The 15,667-nt window shown below is 64.8% G+C and carries 19 protein-coding genes; 3 read left to right on the forward strand and 16 right to left on the reverse strand.

Going from position 1 to position 15,667, the window contains the following annotated elements:
* Window position 1 precedes the first annotated feature (1 nt).
* Window positions 2-265 (forward strand): hypothetical protein, encoded by a 264-nt coding sequence (locus WG908_RS11310; protein ID WP_340186686.1) that lies wholly within the window; start codon window positions 2-4, stop codon window positions 263-265.
* Window positions 266-385: 120 nt separating this feature from the next.
* On the opposite strand, the gene WG908_RS11315 is transcribed toward WG908_RS11310, so the two are convergent.
* The 6 genes from WG908_RS11315 to WG908_RS11340 all read right to left on the reverse strand — a co-directional run bounded on the left by WG908_RS11315 (window position 386) and on the right by WG908_RS11340 (window position 6,382).
* On the reverse strand, window positions 386-3,223 hold the full coding sequence (locus WG908_RS11315) for a TonB-dependent receptor plug domain-containing protein (protein ID WP_340186687.1): 2,838 nt from the start codon (window positions 3,221-3,223) through the stop codon (window positions 386-388).
* Window positions 3,224-3,413: 190 nt separating this feature from the next.
* Window positions 3,414-4,172: a metallophosphoesterase family protein gene (locus tag WG908_RS11320; RefSeq protein WP_340186688.1), complete on the reverse strand. Its 759-nt coding sequence runs from the start codon at window positions 4,170-4,172 to the stop codon at window positions 3,414-3,416.
* 20 nt (window positions 4,173-4,192) lie between these two features.
* Window positions 4,193-4,747, reverse strand: coding sequence for a dCTP deaminase (dcd, locus tag WG908_RS11325; RefSeq protein WP_340186689.1), 555 nt, complete (start codon window positions 4,745-4,747; stop codon window positions 4,193-4,195).
* A gap of 7 nt (window positions 4,748-4,754) precedes the next feature.
* Window positions 4,755-5,204, reverse strand: coding sequence for a cytidine deaminase (locus WG908_RS11330; protein ID WP_445326709.1), 450 nt, complete (start codon window positions 5,202-5,204; stop codon window positions 4,755-4,757).
* Window positions 5,201-5,845: a GH25 family lysozyme gene (locus tag WG908_RS11335; protein WP_340186775.1), complete on the reverse strand. Its 645-nt coding sequence runs from the start codon at window positions 5,843-5,845 to the stop codon at window positions 5,201-5,203. Before WG908_RS11335 ends, WG908_RS11330 begins: the two co-directional genes overlap by 4 nt.
* A 54-nt stretch (window positions 5,846-5,899) precedes the next feature.
* Complete coding sequence (locus WG908_RS11340; protein ID WP_340186690.1) at window positions 5,900-6,382, reverse strand: UPF0262 family protein; 483 nt, start codon at window positions 6,380-6,382, stop codon at window positions 5,900-5,902.
* 139 nt (window positions 6,383-6,521) lie between these two features.
* Between WG908_RS11340 and WG908_RS11345 the strand changes: the two genes are divergently transcribed.
* Entirely contained in the window at window positions 6,522-8,009 is a 1,488-nt protein-coding gene (locus WG908_RS11345; protein ID WP_340186691.1) for a replicative DNA helicase, read from the forward strand.
* A gap of 34 nt (window positions 8,010-8,043) precedes the next feature.
* On the opposite strand, the gene WG908_RS11350 is transcribed toward WG908_RS11345, so the two are convergent.
* From WG908_RS11350 to WG908_RS11375, 6 genes are all read right to left on the reverse strand, one after another.
* Window positions 8,044-8,829: a phosphoadenylyl-sulfate reductase gene (locus WG908_RS11350; RefSeq protein ID WP_340186692.1), complete on the reverse strand. Its 786-nt coding sequence runs from the start codon at window positions 8,827-8,829 to the stop codon at window positions 8,044-8,046.
* Window positions 8,822-9,262 (reverse strand): DUF934 domain-containing protein, encoded by a 441-nt coding sequence (locus WG908_RS11355; RefSeq protein WP_340186693.1) that lies wholly within the window; start codon window positions 9,260-9,262, stop codon window positions 8,822-8,824. The genes WG908_RS11350 and WG908_RS11355 overlap by 8 nt, the downstream gene beginning before the upstream one ends.
* Window positions 9,255-10,886, reverse strand: a complete 1,632-nt coding sequence (locus WG908_RS11360; protein ID WP_340186776.1) for a nitrite/sulfite reductase — start codon at window positions 10,884-10,886, stop codon at window positions 9,255-9,257. Before WG908_RS11360 ends, WG908_RS11355 begins: the two co-directional genes overlap by 8 nt.
* A gap of 2 nt (window positions 10,887-10,888) precedes the next feature.
* Window positions 10,889-11,185 carry a DUF2849 domain-containing protein gene (locus WG908_RS11365; RefSeq protein WP_340186694.1) on the reverse strand — a complete coding sequence of 99 codons (297 nt, stop codon included), beginning with the start codon at window positions 11,183-11,185 and terminating at the stop codon, window positions 10,889-10,891.
* Window positions 11,182-11,970: a uroporphyrinogen-III C-methyltransferase gene (gene cobA / locus WG908_RS11370; protein WP_340186695.1), complete on the reverse strand. Its 789-nt coding sequence runs from the start codon at window positions 11,968-11,970 to the stop codon at window positions 11,182-11,184. Before cobA ends, WG908_RS11365 begins: the two co-directional genes overlap by 4 nt.
* Window positions 11,971-12,057: 87 nt before the next feature.
* Window positions 12,058-12,618, reverse strand: coding sequence for a nuclear transport factor 2 family protein (locus WG908_RS11375; protein ID WP_340186696.1), 561 nt, complete (start codon window positions 12,616-12,618; stop codon window positions 12,058-12,060).
* A 131-nt stretch (window positions 12,619-12,749) separates the two neighbouring features.
* On the opposite strand from WG908_RS11375, the gene WG908_RS11380 reads away from it, so the two are divergent.
* The gene (locus tag WG908_RS11380) at window positions 12,750-13,451 is read left to right on the forward strand and encodes an NAD-dependent deacylase (protein WP_340186697.1); all 702 of its coding nucleotides are present in this window, start codon (window positions 12,750-12,752) and stop codon (window positions 13,449-13,451) included.
* Between the two features lie 8 nt (window positions 13,452-13,459).
* Here WG908_RS11380 and WG908_RS11385 read toward each other — a convergent pair whose 3' ends face one another.
* From WG908_RS11385 to WG908_RS11400, 4 genes are all read right to left on the reverse strand, one after another.
* Window positions 13,460-13,645: a hypothetical protein gene (locus WG908_RS11385; RefSeq protein WP_340186698.1), complete on the reverse strand. Its 186-nt coding sequence runs from the start codon at window positions 13,643-13,645 to the stop codon at window positions 13,460-13,462.
* A gap of 96 nt (window positions 13,646-13,741) precedes the next feature.
* A complete protein-coding gene (locus WG908_RS11390) occupies window positions 13,742-14,755 on the reverse strand; it encodes a FecR family protein (RefSeq protein WP_340186699.1) in 1,014 nt (337 codons plus the stop codon).
* Window positions 14,679-15,278 (reverse strand): sigma-70 family RNA polymerase sigma factor, encoded by a 600-nt coding sequence (locus tag WG908_RS11395; RefSeq protein WP_340186700.1) that lies wholly within the window; start codon window positions 15,276-15,278, stop codon window positions 14,679-14,681. Before WG908_RS11395 ends, WG908_RS11390 begins: the two co-directional genes overlap by 77 nt.
* 181 nt (window positions 15,279-15,459) lie before the next feature.
* Window positions 15,460-15,654 (reverse strand): hypothetical protein, encoded by a 195-nt coding sequence (locus tag WG908_RS11400; RefSeq protein WP_340186701.1) that lies wholly within the window; start codon window positions 15,652-15,654, stop codon window positions 15,460-15,462.
* Between the last annotated feature and the right edge of the window lie 13 nt (window positions 15,655-15,667).

Raw genomic sequence — 15,667 nt, forward strand, 5'->3', positions numbered from 1 at the left:
GATGACGAAGATGCTGATATGGGCGGCGCCGCTGGCGATGCTGACGCTGCCGGGTTGCGTTGCCAAGGCCGCGCTGGATGTCGCGACCATGCCGGTGCGCGCGGGCGCGCAGGCGGCTGACTGGGCGACGACCAGCCAGGACGAGGCCGACCGCAATTACGGCCGCAGGATGCGCGAGCAGGAAGCGCGCGAGGGCAAGGCGCGCAAGAAGGCGGACAAGGAGCGCCAGCGTCAGTGCCGCGATGCGGGATATGACGATTGCTGAGGGATTGAACCGCAAATGGCCGCCCGATCCGCAAGGGGATCGGGCGGCCATTTCGCTGTCATCCTGCACCTGCCCCGCTGGCGCGACCCGAAGGCGGGGAGAGCGGCCAATGCCGTTCGATCAGAATTCCAGGTTGAGCCGGCCATAATAGAAGCCGCCGCTGATGCCATAGGGCGCGTAGGCATTGTAAAGGAAGCCGGCGAACCGGTTCACCGGCTTGACCTTGCTGGGATAGGTGTTGAGCAGATTGTTCGCGCCGAGCGACAGTTTGACCCCCTGCGTCACTTCATAGCCGATTTCCAGATCGACGATGACCTTGGGCTTGAGCACGTCATCCACAAAGTCGCGGAAGCAGACATCACTCACGACGTTCACGGCGCAGGCCGTGAATTCGGCGGTGTGGAAGGCGGGCGCGTTGGCCCGCTGGGTGATCTTGCCATAGCGCGTGGCGCGCAGGTTCATGTTGAAATCGTCCTTTTCCCACAGGACGTTGGCGATGAACTTGTTGCGCGGCGTGCCTTCGCTCAGGTCCCCCTGCTTGGCGCGGCCGATCAGGCTCAGGCCCGACGCCGCAAGCTGCGTGGGGACGGGATCGATATGGGTGAAGATGGTCTTGTTGAAGTTGGCCGACAGGCTGAACAGCGCCGATCCCATATCGCCAAGGCCCGCGCGATAGGTGCCGACGATGTCCAGGCCGCGCGTCCGCGTATCGGCGGCGTTGGAGAAGATCAGGCCGCCGGCGATGCCGTTGATGCCGGCAGCTTGTAGCGCCGCGATGACGGTCGGGCCGCTCAGCGTTTCGCTCAGCAGGATGCGGTCCTTGATCTTGATCTGGTAGGCATCGACGGTGATGTTGAGGTTCGGCGCCGGCGTCAGCACGACGCCCGCCGAGAAGTTGACCGACTTTTCTGGCTTGAGCGGCACCGCGCCCAGCGCCCTTGCCGCCGGACCCGCCACCGGCAGCGCCTGCACCGGCAACAACACGGTCACGCCATTCTGGACGACGCCGATGGTCGATGACGATGCATAATGTTGCTGCTGCAATGTCGGCGCGCGAAATCCGGTGCTGGCGGTGCCGCGAAAGGCGAAACCGTCCATCGGCTCGATGCGGATCGACGCCTTGCCGGTGTCGGTGGTGCCAAAGTCGGTATAATCCTCGTGCCGTCCGGCCAGGCCGAATTCCAGCCCATCGATGATCTTGCCTTCGATATTGAGATAGGCGCTCCAGTTGCTGCGGTCCCATTTGCCCGCGCCTTCGGGCACGAAACCGGTAACGCCCTGCGCGCCGACGCCGGTGCGCTGCACCCCCGCCCACAATGCGCCCGGAGGCGATCTGTAGCCGCCGTCGATGTAAGACGCCGGTTCGCCCTCGCCGATGAAGAAGGTATTTTTCTTATATTCGGCGCCGACCGCCACCGACAGCGGCTCTGCCAGCCCCAGTTCGAATTCCTTGCTCAGGTCGAGATTGTTGGTCCATTCGGTGAAGCGGATCTTGCCCAGATAGAAAGTGGTCGGGCTGGCCGGACCCATGGACGGGTTCAGCGATGTCGTATGTTTGTATTTGATTTCGTTGCGCGAATAGGTGCTGCTGACGTCGACATGGACGCCGCCGCCGACTTCGCCGCGCAGGCCCAGCGCATATTGGAAATCCTCGTCATAGACGTGGATGCGGGGAATATAGCCTTCGGGATAGATTTCGATGATATTGTTCAGCGCGACCGGCGTGCGATAGGTCAGCCAGCCGGCGGCGTGACGCTTGGAAAAGGTGCCGAAGCTATAGGCTTCCAGGCTGTCGCCGATCGGCATCATCGCGTCATAGCCGACATTGCCGCCGATGACCTCGGGCTGTCCCGCCTTGCCCCGGAAACGGTCGGGATCGGCATTGCGCGGGTCGCCGGTGGGATAGAATGTGCCGCCGATGGGCGACCCGTCGACGATGGTACCCGATTGCAGCACGCTGTCCGCTGACAGATGGATGTATCCGCCATCGGGACCGATCGAAAATCCCTTGTTGATCTGGAAACGGCCCTGTTCGCCGCCATTGTCGGCGGTCGCGCCCAGCGTCAGCGCCGCGCCGCCGGACGTGTCGTTCTTCAGGATCACGTTGACGACGCCGGCGATGGCGTCGGACCCATATTGCGCCGATGCGCCGTCGCGCAGCACCTCGATCCGCTGGATCGCGTTGCCGGGGATCAGGTCCAGGTCGGGCGGCGACTGGCCATTCTGCACGGAACCGTTGATGAACAGCGCGGCGCTGTTGTGGCGACGCTTGCCATTGACCAGCACCAGCAGCTGGTCGCCGCCCAGGCCGCGCAGCGACAGCGTGCGCACCGCCCAGCTTGCCCCCGCGCCGTTGTTCGACACGTTGATCGACGGTACCAGCGTGCCGAGCAGGTCGCGAACCGATTGCTTTCCGCTCGATTCCAGGTCCTTGGCGCCCAGCACGTCGATCGGCGCCAGGCTTTCGGCGACGGTGCGCGTGGTCTGGCGCGTGCCGGTGACGATGATCGGGCTGGCCTCCACATCGGGTTCGGCCTGCGGGGCCATCGTGCCCGCTGTCGCATCCGTCCCGGCCCCGGCCTGCGCGAACTGCACGGCCATCGGACGATTGCGGGCCGCGCTGCGGCTGGTCGGCGCGGCGAGGGCGATCACCCCCTTGCCGGCTTCGGAATGGCGCAACGCCGTGCCCGCCAGCAATCGCTCCAGCGCGTCCTGCGTCGACAGCCAGCCGCGCACGTCGCGGCTGCGGAACGACGCCACCTCGTCATAGGGGAACAGGATGCGGATGCCCGACTGGGCCGACAGCGCCCGCAACGCATTGCTCAGCGGTTGCGCCGCTATGTCGAACTTGTGGCGTTGCGACAGGGCGGTGTCGGATTTCGCAGCTGCGAAGGTCTGGGCCGGAGTGACCAGACAGGTGGCCAGGGCCAACCCGGCCAAGGCGTTTCGGATACGCATTTCTCGTTCCCCTGATTACCGGCTCTCTTGCCGAAGTCAGTCATAGAAACGTAGGATTAGCGCCAATCCTCCATATCGGTCATATGAAATGCGCTCATGCGAATGATGCGAACCCAAATGCTGGGCAGGCGCGCGGGAAAATGCACCGGGCCGCCATGTCCATATTGCGGTGCGGCAAATCGGGGCGTCGTCAGCCGCCGGTCTGCAATGTCCAGCGATCTGCGCCGTGCAGACCGAGCGCGGTCAGCCGCCCGCTGCTCCACGCTCCGGTATCTATGCCGATGCGGTTGGCGCGTTCATCCACATCGTCGGTGATGCTGTGGCCGTGGACGACCATGGGGCCGAACGAGCGGCCGTGGTTCAGAAATTCCTGCCTGATCCATCGCAGGTCGGCCGGATCCTGATCCGCCAGGGGAACATGCGGCCGCACGCCGGCGTGAACGAACAGATAGTCGCGCATTTCGAGCCGATCCGGCAGGCCGTCGAGAAAATCGACATGCGCGCGCGGCACATGGTTGAGCAGCCAGCCGGCGATCTCGTCATCGTCCATCGCGGCGCCGCCGTCGGCCGCCAGGCCATAGCTTTCGAGCGTCGCGATCCCGCCGATCCGGCGCAGCGTGCGCGCCGCGCGTGGATCGCCGCGGGCGGCGAGCACGAACACCTCTTCATGATTGCCCTTGAGAATGTGGACATGGCTGCCGGCCTGCGACAGGCTGATCGCATGGGTTACGACCTGCGCGGAATGCGGGCCGCGATCGACCAGATCGCCCAGCAGCACCAGATGAATCGGCAGGCGCGGGCGCCCGGCGACATCCTGCGCGATCAGGTCGAGCAACTGGCCCAGCAGGTCGGCGCGGCCATGAATGTCGCCAATGGCATAGACGAGCCGGTCGTCGCCGATCGACGGCGGGGCCGCTTCATTTCGCACGCGCCTGAACCAACCGACCATGCCGATGTCATCGCACAGCGTTACAGCCGGGGCAATGTCACGCCCTGTTGGCCCATATATTTGCCGGCGCGGTCGGCATAGCTGACCTCGCACGGCTCGTTGCCCTTGAGGAACAGGAACTGGCAGGCCCCTTCATTGGCGTAGATCTTGGCCGGCAACGGCGTGGTGTTGGAAAATTCCAGCGTGACATGCCCCTCCCATCCCGGCTCCAGCGGGGTCACGTTCACGATGATGCCGCAGCGCGCATAGGTGGATTTGCCGAGGCAGATGACCAGCACGTCGCGCGGTATGCGGAAATATTCGACCGTGCGGGCCAGCGCGAAACTGTTGGGGGGGATGATGCAGCAGTCGGTCTTGCGATCGACGAAGCTGTTGGCGGCGAAATCCTTCGGGTCGACGATCACGCTGTCGATATTGGTGAATATCTTGAATTCGTCCGATACGCGCGCGTCATAGCCATAGGAGGACAGGCCGTAGCTGATGCAACCATCGCGCCGCTGGCTCTCCACGAACGGCTCGATCATGCCGGTGGAGAGGGCCTGTTCGCGAATCCATTTATCGGACAAGATCGACATGGGTTTTTCAGCTCTTCCTGACGGGATGAAGGCCAAGGTCCGCAGGACCAAAGGCGTGGGGGAGGAGGTGCGCGAGGCTGTGGCGGACGATCGCATCGCCCTGCGCCGCGCCGCAATAGATCGCTATGGCACGGCCCGCCACCTGCTCCGCCTCGGTCATGACCTGGCGGCACCGGCCGCAGGGCGTGACGATCATGTCGCCCGTCCCGCCGACCACGGCGATCGCGGTCACGTCGGCCAGCCGTCCGAGCGAACTGACGCTGGCCAGCGCCACCGTCTCGGCGCACAGCGACAGGCCATAGCTCGCATTTTCGAAATTGCTGCCGGTGACGATGGCGCCGTCGGCCAGCCTGACTGCGGCGCCGACCGCGAACCGGCTGTAGGGCGCATGCGCATGTGCCATCGCCGCCCTTGCCGCGGCCACGAGTGCGCGCGCGTCTTGCGATATATCGCTCACGGGGTCACCACATTCCACCGCACCGGGCCATCCACGCCTTCGATATGCCGCATGTCGCTCGCCGTCCACATCACCCAGGGCCTTGAGGCATAATCGGGCGGAAAGAAATTGCCGTCCAGCCACAATGTCCGGTTGATGCCGTCGGCGATCCGATAGACCTGCTCGAACGATGCGGACGGATTGAGCAGCACGGGCTTGCCGGCATGGCCTTCGATCTGGTTCACCAGCGTGTTGAGTTCGGCCAGCACGGTGTCGCGGCCGGGCCGGGCGCTACAGGCCGGGTCGAAATCCAGCCGGATGACGGGCGGCAGCGCCGCATTGTCGCGGGGCACGGTCGTAACGAACATCGTTCCCTGGTCCGACGCCCGCCGGCACAGGCTGAAATCGAGCGAAGCGCCGTAGCGCATGCCGGCCGATCGCGCCGCCGCCCAGTTATGGGCAAAGCCGGTGTCGCGCGATCCCTGACCGCGCGCGGCGCGAATATAGGCGAAATCCGCACCCTGCGCCGCCAGCGTGCCCCAGTCGATCGGGCCGCTGGCCGAATCGACCGTCAAGCCCTGCACCGGATAATCGGACCGGGCCGGGGCCCAGCCGCGCGCATGGAGCCACAACCCCGCGCCCAAAAGCATTGCGACGAGCATGATCACGCCGATCCGCGCCAGCGCCTGCCTGAATGTCAGCCCCCCGATGACGTCCTATCCCTTGATGTGCAGCACACAGATCAGCGTGAACAACCGTCGCGCCGTATCGAAATCGACTTTTATCTTGCCGTCCAGCCGTTCCATCAACATTTCGGCGGCGTCATTGTGGATGCCGCGCCGGGCCATGTCGACCGTCTCGATCTGCTGCGGCGAAGCATTGCTGATCGCCTGGTAATAGCTGTCGCAGATCGCGAAATATTCGCGGATCGGCCTGCGGAACCGGCCCAGGCCCAGGATGATCGCTTCCAGCGGCGTGCCGTCTTCGCGCCCCAGTTCGATCACCAGCCGTCCGTCCTCGACGCTCAACCGCACCCGGTAGGGGCCGGCATAGCCGTCGGCATGGACGCGCTGGGGCGCGAACATATTGTCTTCCAGCAGGTCGAAAATGGCGATGCGCCGTTCCTGCTCCACGTCGGCATTGCGCCACAGGATCGTGCGGTCGTCCAGCGTGATGTCTATGATGCGGGGATCGGCCATGGCGAAGGCTTTCGTCCCTGCGGCGCGGCGCGGACAATTGCAAGCAAATCCGCGCATGCCATGATTCATCCACAGCTATGGCCCGGTCGTATCGACCTTGGGCCTTGCGATTTGGATGCGGGCGCGCGATGACCGGCGCATGGTCGAACTCGTGAAGATGACGCCCGACGCCGCCGGCGCGGGTCCCCAATTGCCGCGCAATGTGGAGGCGGAAGCTGCGCTGCTGGGCGCGCTGATGATCGACAATCGCATTGCCGAGGATGTTCAGCTCAAGCTGCGCGCCGAACATTTTTTCGAACCGCTGCACGGCCGCATCTATGACGCGGTGATGAAGCTGCTGGAACGCGACATGATCGCCAATCCGGTGACCTTGAAGCCGATGCTGGAACAGGACCCGGCGCTCAAGGAACTGGGCGGCGCGGGCTATCTGGCCCAACTTACCGGCAATGGCGCGGCGCTGATCGGCGCGCGCGACTTCGCGCAGCAGATATACGATCTCGCGCTGCTGCGCGAACTGGTCGGGGTGGGCCGCGAACTGGTGGAAAATGCGCTCGACACCAGCGAGGACGTCAATCCCCGCGAACAGATCGAAGCGGCCGAAGTCGCGCTCTACAAGGTGTCGGAGGGGGAAGGGGAGACCGGATCGGTCAAAAGCTTTCTCACCGCCTCGACGATGGCGGTGCAGGTCGCCGAACGCGCGCTCAACAGCGGCGGCCACCTGTCGGGCATCACCACCGGCATCAACAGCCTCAACGCCAAGATCGGCGGCCTTCACAATTCCGATCTCATGATCCTGGCCGGCCGCCCCGGCATGGGCAAGACCTCGCTCGCCACCAACATCGCCTATAACGCCGCCTCCCGCTGGGTGCGCGATGAAGCCGACGGCATTCCGCGCGACAAGAATATGGGGGCCAAGACCGCCTTTTTCAGCCTCGAAATGTCGGCGGACCAGCTCGCCACCCGCGTGCTTGCGGAACAGTCGGGGATCAGCGGCGAAGCGCTGCGCATGGGCAAGATCAGCCGGGCCGACTTCCAGAACCTGTCGCGCGCGGCGCGCGAATTGCAGGACCTGCCGCTGTTCATCGACGATACCCCCGGCCTGACCATCGCCGCGTTGCGCACCCGCGCCCGTCGCTTGAAGCGCCGCCACGACATCGGCTTCATCGTCGTCGATTATCTCCAGCTGCTCCAGGGTACGGGCAAGGGCGGCGAAAACCGCGTGCAGGAAATTTCCGAAATCTCGCGCGGGCTCAAGACGCTGGCGAAGGAGCTGCACGTCCCGGTGCTGGCCCTCTCGCAGCTCAGCCGTGCGGTCGAACAGCGCGAAGACAAGCGGCCGCAGTTGTCGGACCTGCGCGAATCGGGTTCGATCGAACAGGACGCCGACATGGTCTGGTTCGTGTTTCGCGAGGATTATTACGTCGCCGCCAAGGAACCGGGCGACAAGGAAAGCGCCGACCATATGGAATGGGCGCAGGAAATGGAGCGGATCTACGGCCTGGCCGAACTGATCGTCGCCAAGCAGCGGCACGGCTCCACCGGACGCATCCGCATGAAGTTCGACGCGCGCATCACCCGCTTTTCCGATCTGGCCGAAGACAGCTACGCCGACACCAGCTACGAATAGGGGCGGCCGGCGATGTCGCCGACCGCGCCTGTGATCAAAAGACCGGTTGGTTGGCCGGGTCTTCCGGATCGATGACGGGCATGGGCGACACCGGGCTGTGGATGCCGCATTCCACCTTGTCCCAGCCGCGCCAGCGGCCCGCGCGCGGGTCTTCGCCCGGCTGCACTTTGGACGTGCACGGTTCGCAGCCGATCGACAGATAGCCCTGCGCTTCCAGCGGATGCCGGGGCAGGTCGTGCGCTTCGAACCAGGCTTCCAGATCGGCCTTGGTCCAGTCGCCCAGCGGATTGATCTTCAACCGTCCGTCCTCGACCTCGAAGCGCGGAATATTCTGCCGGGTAATCGACTGGAACGCCTTGCGTCCCGAAATCCAGCCATCCAGGCCATGTTTGGCGCGCGCCAGCGGCTCGACCTTGCGAATCTCGCAGCAACCGTCGGGATCGTAGGACCAACGAAGGCCGGTTTCGTCCCTGGCCGCCAGCACCTGGGCATCGGGCACCACCGTACGGCTGTCGGTAAAGCCCAGCCGCGCGATCAGCATGTCGCGATAATGCAGGGTTTCGGCGAACATTTTCCGCGTATCGACGAAGATCACCGGCACGTTCGGGTCGGCCTTCGCCACCAGGTCCAGCAGCACCGCGCTTTCCGTGCCGAATGACGAAACCACCGCCACGCGCCCCGCCAGCTTTTCGGCGAACACCGCCTTGAGCATGTCGAGCGGGCCGATCCCTTCGAACCGGGCGTTGAGCGCGTCGGCATCGGCCTGGCTATAGGCGGGCCGGGCGTCGATGATGTCGATCTTGCGGGCGGCTTCAGCCATCCGCCGGCTCCGGGTGGCGCTTGGCCCAGATCGGGCTGCGGCCGTCGGTCGTCTTTTGATAGACGTCTTGATAGCGGTCCAGCGCCCGTGCGACGGCGTCGTCGTCCAGCGCCTTGTCAGGGTGAAAGCTGTCGAAGCCGCATCGGCGCATCGCCACGATCTGGTCCACCAGAACGTCACCCACCGCGCGCAATTCGCCGACATAGCCCGCTTCGCGCAGGATACGCGCGGCCGAATAGCCGCGCCCGTCGCCAAAGCCGGGGAAATTCACTTCGATCATCGAAATCCGGTCGAGATAGGGCAGCAGTTCCCGCGCGTCGTCGCTCGGCTCGATGCGAACGGCGGTGGCGTTGGACTGGCCGGTGAAGGCTTCGACCGTCACGGCCGGTTCCTGGCCGGCATCGCCATCGCGGAAGGACAGGAACTCAACCATACAGGGCCTCCTTGAACGGCTTCATTCCGATGCGGCGATAGGTGTCGAGGAACCGCTCGCCCGCTTCACGCTCGGCCACATAGATGTCGGTGACCTTTTCGATCGCGTCGACCACGCCGTCCTCGGAAAAGCCGGGGCCGGTGATCTGGCCGAGCGAGGCATCTTCCGCACCCGATCCGCCCAGCAGCAGCTGGTAATTTTCCACGCCCCGCCGGTCGACTCCCAAAATGCCGATATGCCCGGCATGATGATGGCCGCAGGCGTTGATGCAGCCCGAAATCTTGAGCTTCAGTTCGCCAAGGTCGCGCTGCCGCCGCGTGTCGGCGAAGCGCTCGGCGATCTTCTGCGCCAGCGGGATCGCGCGCGCATTGGCCAGGCTGCAATAATCGAGGCCGGGGCAAGCGATGATATCGGTGATGAGATCGAGATTGGCCTCCGCCAGCCCCACCGCATCCAGCGCCTGCCAGATGGTGTAGAGATCGGCCTTCTTCACATGCGGCAGCACCAGATTCTGCGCATGGGTGACGCGCAGTTCGCCAAAGCTGTGCCGTTCGGCGAGGTCCGCGATCAGTTCCATCTGCTCCGCCGTCGCATCGCCGGGTATGCCGCCGGCGGGCTTCAGGCTGACATTGACGATCGCATAGCCCGGCTGCTTGTGCGCGGCGACATTCTGGTCGATCCACAGCGCGAACGCGGGATCGCTGCGGTCGACGGTGTCGCTCAGCCCGTCCTCATAAGCGGGATCGGCGAAGAAGGCGCGGATGCGCGCCAGTTCCTCGCGCGGCGGGTTGAGGCCCAATGTACGCATATGCGCATATTCTTCCTCGACCTGCCGCCGATATTCGTCCGCGCCCAGCTCGTGGACCAAAATCTTGATCCGCGCCTTGTACTTGTTGTCGCGCCGGCCATAGCGGTTATAGACCCGCAGGCACGCTTCGAGATAGGCGACGATCTCGTCCTCGGCGACGAAGTCGCGGATCAGCGGCGCGACCATCGGCGTGCGCCCCATGCCGCCCCCGGCATAGACTTCCGCGCCGATCGCGCCGTCGCGCTTGACCAGCTTCAGCCCGATATCGTGCAGCCGCATCGCCGCGCGGTCATCATCCGCCGCGATCACGCAAATCTTGAACTTGCGCGGCAGGTAGGTGAATTCGGGGTGAAAGCTCGACCATTGACGCAACAGCTCCGCCCAGGGGCGCGGATCGGCCACTTCGTCGGCGGCGACCCCGGCATATTGATCGGACGAGATATTGCGGATGCAATTGCCGCTGGTCTGGATCGCATGCATTTCGACCTTGGCCAGTTCGGCCAGGATGTCGGGCGCATCCTCCAGCTTGATCCAGTTATATTGCAGGTTCTGGCGCGTGGTGAAATGGCCATAGCCCTTGTCATATCTGCGCGCGATGCCGCCCAGCACGCGCATCTGCGCCGCCGACAGCGTGCCATAGGGGATGGCGACGCGCAGCATATAGGCGTGCAGTTGCAGATAGAGGCCGTTCATCAGGCGCAACGGCTTGAACTGGTCCTCGGTCAGCGCTCCGGTCAGGCGGCGCTGCACCTGGTCGCGAAAATCCTCGACGCGGGCGTCGACGATGGCCTGGTCATAACTGTCATAACGATACATGGTCAGATCACCCACTTGCCGATGTCGGCTTCGGTTGGTTGCGCCACCAGGTCGGGCCGGACGGTCGGGCCGAGCGCGCGGATACGGTCCTTGATATGGGCCGGACGGGGGCCTTCGTCGGTCAGGGTGGCGTCGATCACATAGGCGCCGACGACATGCAACGCAGCCTCCTGCGCGCGGGCCAGCTCGTCGCCCTTGTCGCCGACATCGCTCGCTTCGGCGACCAGGCGCGACCAGCCATCGCCGGCCCACCAGATCACGTCCCCCGTCTTAAGGTCATTGCCCGTCAGAATCTTCAACCCAAAAACTCCCCAAGAACTTGCGATGTCGCCGCCCACCCGGTCAGCATATCCTGTGCCCGCGCGTGGCGGACGACGTCTCCCACCACGATCAGCGCCGGGCTTTGCACCGCTTCCCGGTCGATCATGGCGCCCAGATCGCGCAACTGCGTGCGCAGCGTCCGTGCGTCGCGCCGTGTGCCCTTTTCCAGCACCGCGACCGGAACGGATGGCGACACGCCATCGGCGATCAGCTTGTCGGCGATATCGGTCGCCGTCGCAACGCCCATGTAGATAACGAGCGTGCGGCCCTTGCCGGCAAGGCCCGACCAGTCCTGATCCTTCAATCCCTTGCACTGGCCGGCGACGAAGCTGACCGCGCTCGAATCCGCGCGATGCGTCAGCGGCAGTTGCGCCGCCGCCGCGCAGCCGATCGCCGCGCTGATGCCCGGCACGATCTCGACCGGCACGCCCGCCGCGCGGCAGGCATCCATTTCCTCGCCGCCGCGCCCGAAGATGAAGGGGTCGCCGCCCTTCAGCCGAACGACATCGCGGCCCTCCAGCGCCAGTTGCACCAGCAGCGCGTTGATCGCGTCCTGCGGCATCGAATGGCGGCTGCGCTGCTTGGCGACCGAAATCAGCTCGGCGCGGGGCTGGGCAAGCGCCAATATGTCGTCCGACACCAGCCCGTCATGGACGATGACATCCGCCCCGCCGATCAGCCGCGCCGCGCGCAGTGTCAGAAGGTCGGGATCGCCGGGGCCGGCGCCCACCAGATGGACCGTCGCGGAAAGGGGATTCGCCATGCAGTGCAGATGGCCAAGACCCACACAAACTTCAATCGAGAATGGGTTGCCCGGCGGGTAGGAAATATTTCGCCCTTTGCCGCCGCCCTATTCGTGGGCAGCGTGGTGAAATGCCGGACGTGCGGTTGGCGGGCTGTCGAACCAGTCCTTGTATATCGGGTCCTCAGCCGATCGCAGCCCCCAGTTCGACATATAGGGCACACCCGAAATATCCCAGTTGGGGGCCGTCTTTCGGACGTCCGACCAATCCCAGATACAGGTGCGCCGCAAGACCTTCCATTCGCCGTCGCGCTTTTCGCACAGGTCGCGGTAACGGCCGCCGTGAAAGAATGTGACGTCCGGCTCCGTGAATACCGCAACGCCCAGGAACATGCTTTCACGCTTCGCCCTGTTGCCCTCGATTTCGCTCAGCACGTTCGTCACATGATGATTGCACGAATGCAGCCGGCCCCGATAATCGAAGATGGCGTCCGCCCACCCGTGACCGTCGCCGACATAGCTGCCATGATCGTCGAACGAGTCCGGCCAATATGTCGATTTGATGAGGTCGATGTCCAGCCTGTCCGCCCCCCGGCAATATTGCATCATGTTTTCATACAGGCATTGCTTGTCATGCAGCGCCGCCATCTGCGCCTGGCTTATCGTCATTGCGGGAATCCTCTCTCCTGAACGGCCATGATAACGCTCCTGTCGATCGGGCGGCGGCAAATGCGCCAGGCGCAGCATCCTGTCCCTTGGACCCATTCCCGCCCCGCGCCATCTCGGCTAGAACGCCCCGCATGAACCCCGATATCCGCACCATCGTCATCCTCACCGGCGCGGGCATTTCCGCCGAAAGCGGGCTTGCCACCTTTCGCGGGCCGGATGGGCTGTGGGAGGGGCATCGGGTGGAGGATGTCTGCACGCCGCAGGCGCTGCGCCGCGATCCCGCGCTCGTCCACCGCTTCTATGACGAGCGCCGCGCCCGATTGGCGCAGGTGCGCCCCAATGCCGCGCATGAGGCGCTGGCCGCGCTCGACCGCGCCTGGCCGGGCGAGTTGCTGATCGTCACCCAGAATGTCGATGATCTGCACGAACGGGCCGGCGCCACGCGACTGATCCACATGCATGGCGAGCTTCGGTCGGCGCTGTGCGCCGCCTGCGGCGCGGCGGTCGCGTGGGAAGCCGGCCTGCCGCCCGGCAGCATCTGCCCCGGCTGCGGCCAGCCCGCGCTGCGGCCTGACATCGTGTTCTTCGGGGAAATGCCCTATGACATGGACAGGATCGAAGACGCTCTCGCCCGCGCCGACCTGTTCGTATCGGTCGGCACGTCGGGCGCGGTCTATCCCGCCGCCGGTTTCGTCCAGACCGCCCGCCATTACGGCGCCCGCACGATCGAACTCAATCTCGACCCGTCCGCCGGCAGCATCTGGTTCGATGAAAGCCGGATGGGGCCCGCAAGCCTGCTGGTGCCGGCGCTGGTCCACGAATTGCTGGCGTAGCGCGCCGCCTATTCGTGGGGCAGCAGCGCGCGGTTGAGCCGGTCGGTCACTTCGGCGATCGGTTCGGTCACGGTGACGCTGCGCCCCTCGCCAAAGCGGATGCGGGTGCCATCGGTGACGGAAGACACGAACGTGACCTGGGCAGCGTTGACTGACGTTTCCGAACGATCGGCGCCTACGAACATGACCATCATCCCGACTCTCTCCTGCCTTTTATGAACAGGCAGCTTAGCTGTTCGCGCGGAACAGGCCAATATTTTCGCTGGGGGCGCCTATGGTGCGCAATCCGCTTAAATTCCGCTGTCCTCGCCCTCGTCGCGATACAGCAGCATCACCGATCCGTCCTGCCCGTGCACGGCGCGCACCGGCAGGCTCATTTGCAGGGCGGTCAGAAATTCCTTGCTGTCGGTCGTGCGAAAGCGGCCGCCGATGCGCAGGCTCGACACGCGGGTGTCGCCGATCAGGATCGGGGTCGCGCTGTAGCGGTTGAATTCCGCCGTCGCCTGCTCGATCGTCTCGCCGTCCAGTTCGACCATCTGTTCGCGCCACGCGGTCCGCTGGCTGACGATGCGCGGCCCCAATCGGGTCAGCGCGATTTCGCGCGGGCGGATCACCGCGCCGCTGCCCGCACTGACCTTGTCCACCATGTCGGCGCCCGACCGCACCGATACGCTGCCCTGGGTCACGGTCAATTCGATCAGCGCGTCGCGCATCCGCACGTTGAAGGCGGTGCCGGTGGCGCGGATCACCGCCGATCGCGCCTCCACATCGAACGCGCGCGCCAGGTCATGCGCCACGTCGAACGAAGCCTCGCCGCGCAGGATGCGCACCTTGCGGCCATTGTCGGTAAAGCGCACCTCGGCCTGGCTGTCGCTGTTGAGGTGCAGGGTCGATCCGTCCGACAGGGCGATGTCGCGAATTTCGCCCACCTGGGTTTCATAGCGGTCGATGCCGCTGAAGGTCCGCACGGTGACGATGGCGGCGACGATGAACAGCAGCACGGCGACGGCGGCGGCGACCATGATATTGCGCGACAGGCGGCGCTGGTCTTCCTCGCTGATGATCGCTTCGATGGGGGGCAGGCTGATGTCGGCGGCGCTCGATTTCAGCCGCTCGGTCGCTTCCCATGCGACTTCGGCGCGGGCGAAGGCGACGGCGTGGCGCGGATCGGCATCGATCCACGCACAGATCTCCGCTTCGTCGGCCGGGCTATGGTCGGCATGAAGCCTAGCGAGCCGGCGCGCGGCCTCCGCTTCGATCGCGTTCCCGTCCGCGCAGCTTGACTGTGGTCCCGACGCCTGCACGTTCGAAGTCCGTTTCCTCACGCTCTGCCCAGGCCCGCATAACTATCGCGATGGCTTTGGCCAGATGTTTTTCAACTGTAGAGACGGATAGCGACATGTCGTCCGCTATTTCCAGCATCGATTTTTCATGGACGCGGCGCAGGATGAAGACGCGGCGGCACTGGACCGGCAGCGAATCGACGATGGTCTGGACCTGGCGCAACGCCTCTCGCGCCTGCAACTGGGCCTCGACATTATTTTCGGCCTGCAACAGTTCAAGGTCGGCGATGGTTTCGAAGCTCACCACCTTGTTGCGGCGGGCGGCGTCGATCACCAGATTGCGGGCGATGGTGAACAGATAGGCCCGGCCGGTGGTGACATTTTCCCAGTTTTCAGTGGCGTAGGCCCTGGTCAGCACCTCGGCGACCATATCCTCCAACTCATGCCCGGACGGCAATATCCGGCGGAGGCGACCGCGTAGCGCGGCCTCATGGGGCAGGATGACGGTCTTGAACCATTCCAGCTTGGCGCGAACCCTTTGCACGTCGACCCCCTTATCTAGTCAGTCGCACCTCTCCGCCCGTTTCTTGTGTCTGTCACATTTCAATCATGATTGCAGGGACCTGTCCAGCGCCGCGCAGGACAAAATGAACGCTGCGTTTCGGGACGCGCGGCATTATCGTGAAAAGCTGTGGATATATCGCAACAGTGCGAAGCGGCCGGGGTCAGACGGGCGGCGGCACCTCGGACGGGCTGTTGTCGGGCTGGTCATAGTCGGGCGAGGGCGGGGCTATTTCCGGCGGCTCGCCCGCAGGCGCTTCATCCGGGCTGATCGGCGGCGGCGCTTCGGGCGGCGATTGCGGTTCGATGATGTCGGGCGCGGGTACGCCGTCGGGCGCGGGATCGGGCTGGGTCGCCATCGTCCATTCTCCT

Source organism: Sphingobium anseongense, from assembly GCF_037725245.1.
Taxonomy (GTDB): Bacteria; Pseudomonadota; Alphaproteobacteria; order Sphingomonadales; family Sphingomonadaceae; genus Sphingobium.